The sequence below is a fragment of the Microbacterium sp. ISL-103 genome (assembly GCF_018613995.1).
In the GTDB taxonomy this organism is placed as follows: domain Bacteria; phylum Actinomycetota; class Actinomycetes; order Actinomycetales; family Microbacteriaceae; genus Microbacterium.
In genome coordinates this window covers 1-1,601 of record NZ_JAGGPD010000364.1, presented here as the reverse complement: position 1 = coordinate 1,601, position 1,601 = coordinate 1, and the positions used below count along the sequence as shown (strand labels likewise).

Below are 1,601 nucleotides of genomic sequence, written 5' to 3'. Positions count from 1 at the left end.
ATTCGGCGAGCGGGGTGTCGAAGCAGCGGTCCTCGCCGAAGCGTGCGGTGAGCCCGTCGGTGATGCGGAAGACTCCACCCAGGGCCCCGACATCCTCGCCGAAGACCACCACGTCGGGGTCGCTCGCGATCGCGTCGGCGAGCGCCAGATTCAGGGCGGCGGCCACGCTCAGGGTCGACACTGCCTGCACCTGCGAGCCGGCCCGAAGGTCGTCGTGTGCGATGGTCATCGGACACCTCCGGTGGGTTCGGGCGTGCGCTGGATCTCGCCACGGAGCATCTGCCACTGCTCTTCGCGCTGGGGCGAACGAGTCTCGGTGACGAAGCGGAAGAGGTCCTCGGGGTCGAGATCCGCATCCGTGTTGAGGGCTTCGCGCATCGCCGCGGCGGTCTGCTCCGCCCCTGCGGCGTACTCCGCTTCGAGGTCCTCCGTGAGCAGGCCGGTGCGCAGGAGGTGCGCTCGCACGCGTGTCAGGGGATCGCGGGCGACCCACGCCTGCACCTCGTCGCGCTCCCTGTAGCGGGTGTCATCGTCGGCGTTGGTGTGCGCCTGCATCCGATAGGTGTGCGCCTCGATCAGCGTCGGCCCGCCTCCCGCGCGGGCGCGATCCACGGCCTCGCCGAGCACGGCGAGCACAGCGGCGACGTCGTTGCCGTCGACTCGCTGGCCGGGCATCCCGTAGCCGATCGCCTTGTGCGCGAGGGAGGGGGCGGCGGTCTGCCGGCTGAGCGGCACGGAGATTGCGAACTCGTTGTTCTGCACGAAGAAGACGACCGGCACGTGGAAGACGGCGGCGAAGTTCATCGCCTCGTGGAAGTCACCTTCGCTCGTTGCGCCGTCGCCGCACAGGGCGGGGACGACGGTGCTNNGCGGGGCGGCGCGATGCGCCTTGACGTCGTATCCCGGGTGCCAGTCGCCCTTGAGCAGCACCATCGCCTCGGCCGGCGCGACTCCGCGCGCGATGACCGACACCGAGTCGCGGTAGGTCGGGAACAGCCAGTCGTCGCCTGAGAGGGCGAGGGCGGCGCCGATCTGGCACGCTTCCTGGCCGTGCGACGAGGGGTAGACGGCGAGGCGGCCCTGGCGCACGAGGGCGCTGGCCTGGTCGTTGATGCGGCGCCCCTCGACGAGCCCGCGATATGCGGCCAGCAGCGAGGCATCGTCGGGCAGTCGATAGCGCTCATCGGCGACGGTCGTGCCATCGGCGTCGATGAGCTGCACCGCTGTGTCGCGCGGAAGCAGATCTGCGTGTTCCATCCGTTCGCCCTCCTTGCCGAACCTGATGTCGCCAGCATGCCCGCCTCGTGGCACTCGTCCAAGAACAATCGGCAGATCATGGACGATTGCGCAGAGCTTGCCTTCCTTCGTGGCAAAATGTCAGAATTCCGTGACGGGACGAAGGGGTGCCATGATCACGCTGGACGAGACGGATCACGCGATCCTCGGGCAGTTGAGGCTCGATGCGCGAGCGTCGATGGCGGCCATCGCCGCGGCTGTGCCCCTCTCGAGAGCCGGCGCGCCCGCGCGGCTCAAGCGACTCACGGATGCCGGGATCATCACCGGCTATTCGGTCACCACAGACCCGGTGCTTCCCGGGCACC

Annotated in this window: 2 protein-coding genes and 1 pseudogene; 1 reads left to right on the top strand and 2 read right to left on the bottom strand. The window is 69.2% G+C overall.

All coding sequences use genetic code 11. The features are described from left to right. Together J7E68_RS19870 and J7E68_RS13395 are read right to left on the bottom strand one after the other, a co-directional pair. A pseudogene (locus J7E68_RS19870) lies at window positions 1–229 on the bottom strand (alpha-ketoacid dehydrogenase subunit beta); the annotation flags it as partial. Then, window positions 226–1,257: a thiamine pyrophosphate-dependent enzyme gene (locus J7E68_RS13395; RefSeq protein WP_215173354.1), complete on the bottom strand. Its 1,032-nt coding sequence runs from the start codon at window positions 1,255–1,257 to the stop codon at window positions 226–228. The gene J7E68_RS13395 and the pseudogene J7E68_RS19870, both read right to left, overlap by 4 nt. Window positions 1,258–1,408: 151 nt before the next feature. Here J7E68_RS13395 and J7E68_RS13390 point away from each other — a divergent pair. Continuing rightward, window positions 1,409–1,601: AsnC family transcriptional regulator (locus J7E68_RS13390; RefSeq protein ID WP_215173352.1), on the top strand; the 193-nt coding region annotated here is incomplete at its 3' end.